This is a genomic window from Methylocaldum sp. (assembly GCF_035627495.1).
Classification (GTDB): domain Bacteria; phylum Pseudomonadota; class Gammaproteobacteria; order Methylococcales; family Methylococcaceae; genus Methylocaldum.
The window spans coordinates 1-3,604 of the sequence record NZ_DASPLO010000222.1; the positions used below are offsets into that span (position 1 = coordinate 1).

At 57.0% G+C, this 3,604-nt stretch carries 3 protein-coding genes; 1 reads left to right on the plus strand and 2 read right to left on the minus strand.

Translation table 11 applies throughout. From position 1 onward, the window contains the following. Positions 1–44: 44 nt before the first annotated feature. Both VEB01_RS22505 and VEB01_RS22510 read right to left on the minus strand, forming a co-directional pair. On the minus strand, positions 45–458 hold the full coding sequence (locus VEB01_RS22505; protein WP_324879468.1) for a hypothetical protein: 414 nt from the start codon (positions 456–458) through the stop codon (positions 45–47). Positions 459–812: 354 nt separating this feature from the next. Then, positions 813–1,412, minus strand: a complete 600-nt coding sequence (locus VEB01_RS22510) for a M23 family metallopeptidase (protein ID WP_324879470.1) — start codon at positions 1,410–1,412, stop codon at positions 813–815. 580 nt (positions 1,413–1,992) lie between these two features. Between VEB01_RS22510 and VEB01_RS22515 the strand changes: the two genes are divergently transcribed. Beyond that, the gene (locus VEB01_RS22515) at positions 1,993–3,084 is read left to right on the plus strand and encodes a Gfo/Idh/MocA family protein (RefSeq protein ID WP_324879472.1); all 1,092 of its coding nucleotides are present in this window, start codon (positions 1,993–1,995) and stop codon (positions 3,082–3,084) included. Positions 3,085–3,604: the final 520 nt, after the last annotated feature.

Consider the following 3,604-nt stretch of genomic DNA (forward strand, 5'->3'; position numbering starts at 1 on the left):
GTCGGCCAAAACATCCGGCTGTTGCTGGCCTTCCTGAGGGCTTTTTATGCCTGGCTGATGTCCGCGCTCAGAGAACTCATGGGGATATCACTACCGCCGGTCGCCCCGGTTGTTTGACGGGCCGCCTTGATGAAGGTCCTGTCCGGACTCAGTCGCCGACCTTCAGATACAAAATCGGATTCTTCAAAGCCGACTAAGTAAGCTTGGCCCCAGATCTCTTTCAACCGGCGTTTAGCCTCGCGGTTAATGTGGACCTCTCCCGATTGCTCAATAAGGACCATCGCAACCCGACCAGAATCCTCGATAACGGAGAACAAATATTCGTCATGATCTGCCAATAGCGATTGTTTGAACTCGTCAAGGTACTCGGCAAGCTCCTCTTCATAGAGTTCCTGGCTCATCTCCGCTTCGTAAATCAGCGCTTGTCTGAGTTGCTTTTGGATTTTCTTTACCGACATACGTCCTGCCAATCATTCGAATTTAATAATGAGTTGATTGCAACTTCACGTTACGAGCAATCAAAACGAAGATTCTATAAGAATGTCGTGCCTTATGGTGTTCTATGGCTTTGAGCGGATTATTGGTTGCATGCCTAGTTAGATGCAAAAGCAGTTCAGTGTCAGCTCAAAGAAGTTTTGGAAAGACAATGGTTCTGATACCTGAACACCCTCATACGAGCTGATGATTCCGTACCCATGTTGTGGATGCCGGCGCCAGCTTCATCCGATAACATCGACGCCAAATTTTTTCAGCCCACCTCAACGCCGGGGCGGTCCAATGCCGCTTGGCGAGAACCCCATCGCGCGGATCCACTATGGCGTCAACAGGGGCCGGGGATCGATGGGAACGCCCTGCCACCACTTCCGAATGTCGTCGACTCGCAGAATTCCGAAATGGAGATGCGGGGCGGCGGGAGAGGCATTTCCCGTGGTGCCGACATAGCCCAGTATCTGCCCCTGATGGAGCACGGCGCCTTCTTCAAGATGATCCGCATAGCGGTCCAGATGCCCGTATAACAATACGAAGCGATCGGAGGGATCAGCGGCATACACCATTAAGCCGCCGCGCCTGCTCAAGAACAGCTTGAGCAGGCGGCCATCCGCCGCCGACAAGACCGGGGTTCCCCTGGGCGCCGGAATATCCAAGGCTTCGTGGCGGCGCTCGCCGCGCGGATCGTTGAACGTATCCGGCAGTTGTGACGCCGAAACGCCCGCGATCGGCATACGGAGAATCGTCCTCAGCCAGTCCCGTTCGGCATCAGTGGGCGTGGCCGATTCGGAGCGGACCTCATCGATGGCCGCCAGGATCGATGCCGCACCGCTGTCAGAATACCGTTCGCCATCCATCGGCATCACGCCGCCCAGTAGGATTAACCCGGCGGCGAACGGCGCTACCCGACGAGTTCGAATCATGAGTCACCGCCTTTTCTCTCCCTCTTCCGCATCAGCTCGCGAGTTTCCCCTTTGCCGTGGCCGCCTGCCCCTGGCTTTTCCGAACCACCGTAAATCTTGTTTACGGTGGCCCAAGCACGATGTTCGGCTTCCTCCTCGGGTACTCCGCGGGATTCGTCGCCATCCCCGATGCGCTGGGCCCTTCGCGCTTCTACTTGCCGGTGTACCTTTCCTTGCTCCCTCTGGCCATGGCTGCTTTCCTCAGAGATGGTTGCTCAAAACCAACCCGGGCACGAGCGAAAGTAACGATGCCCAGTTAGATTCGCTCGCGAAGCGATCGTTTTATTCGGGGCTCTGGCGTCGGGGTCGATTTAAAGGCCAGCGGCCGGTGGGTTTGGCGGTGCAGCCAAATGGCTCGCCGATCGTGACCGACGATGCCCGCAGGAAAGTCATGCGGTCAGCGAACCCCTGCGCGGGAGGAAGCAGTGATAGGGACTCGACGAAGCTTGATGGCCGCAGGACTATTCCGGATGGGCACTGGAAATGCCCATGAGGCACAATGGAATCGAACGTCCGTTGCCATGTCTGAGGGAGCCGTACCATGAAAGGACAGTCCACTACCCGTCGCGAATTCATTAAACAACTGGCTTTGGGGGCCTTAGCCCTGGCGCTGCCCAATGGCTATGCGCGTTCGAGCCGGGAAGACAAGCGCCTGGGCGTAGCCCTTGTCGGCCTTGGACGTTACAGTACTGAACAGTTGGCGCCGGCCTTAGAACGAACGAAGCATTGTTACCTCGCAGGGATCGTAACCGGCACACCGTCAAAGATTGAGCTGTGGCAGAAGCGCTACGGGATTCCCGATCGCAATGTCTACAGCTATACCAATTTCGATCAGATCGCGAACAATCCCCACATCGACATGGTCTACGTCGTGCTCCCCAATTCCCTGCATGCGGAGTTTACGATGCGTGCCGCCAAGGCGGGCAAGCAGGTGTGGTGCGAAAAGCCGATGGCGTTGAATGTGAGTCAGTGCGAAGCCATGATCAACGCCTGCCGGGACAACCGAGTGTCGCTGGCGATCGGCTACCGCATGCAGCATGAGCCCAATACGCAAACCGTGATCCGCTACGGAAAAGAGCGCACGTATGGTCGGGTCAACTCGATCTCGGCCGCCGCTGGATTCTACGATAGCCGAACCGGCCACTGGCGACAGCAAAAAGCCATGGGGGGCGGGGCCATGTATGACATGGGCGTCTACTCGCTACAGGCGGCGCGCTATTGCAGCGGCGAAGAACCCGTGGCTGTGACGGCTCAGCAATCCACGAGTCGTCCCGAGATCTACCAAGAAGTGGACGAGACAATGACCTTTGAACTGGAATTTCCCAGCGGCCTCTTGGCTCATGGCAAGGCGAGCTTCGGCATGACCATGAACTCGCTCCGCGTGAACGCCGAGAAAGGCTGGTACGAGTTGGAACCCTTTCAAACTTACAGCGGTATTCAGGGCATCACCAGCGACGGTCGGCGGCTCAATGCCACCATTGATAACCAGCAGGCTAAACAGATGGACGACGATGCGCTCGCCATCCTGCAGCGGCAGCCCCTACTCGTGCCGGGCGAGGAAGGACTGCGGGATATTCGGGTCGTGGAGGCAGTGTATAGGTCTGCAAGGACCGGGCAAAGAGTGGTGATCTAACCCTGGGCCATTCGCCGATATACAGTTAAGAGGCGCCTAAGACTTGGCAATTAAAGAGAGAAGAAATCGGGCGGGTGGAAAACGAGGATAAGATTCAGACACCAACCCGCCGTGGACCAAACTAAGTCCCCCTGTCTTGGCGGTGCCCCTGAGTCCCTAGCAATGACAAATGGCTTAAGCCGTTGTGAACGTGACTTGATCTGACAAGGGTGTCCGAACTTCGGCTGTGTGCCCGTTCCGGTCATTCACTCAGGGTGCCCACGGCGACCGGTTTTCGGCCTCAACGGCCGCTCGTGCTTCGCCGTTGATTCTGCTCGAACGGCCGCTTTCGGGAGTGTCCTAGAACTGGCGCTGTCGGCCCATAGCCGACGGCTACCCTATTGGGTACCTCGAAAAACCGGTTTGAGACGGCGATATTCGACCCCGAGTGGGCCGTTGTTGAGTCGATATCAGGATACTGTTGTTATTTTGCCCCCAACCGAGGCATCGTTTCGGCCGGAGGTCGTCATCTTGTGCGAGT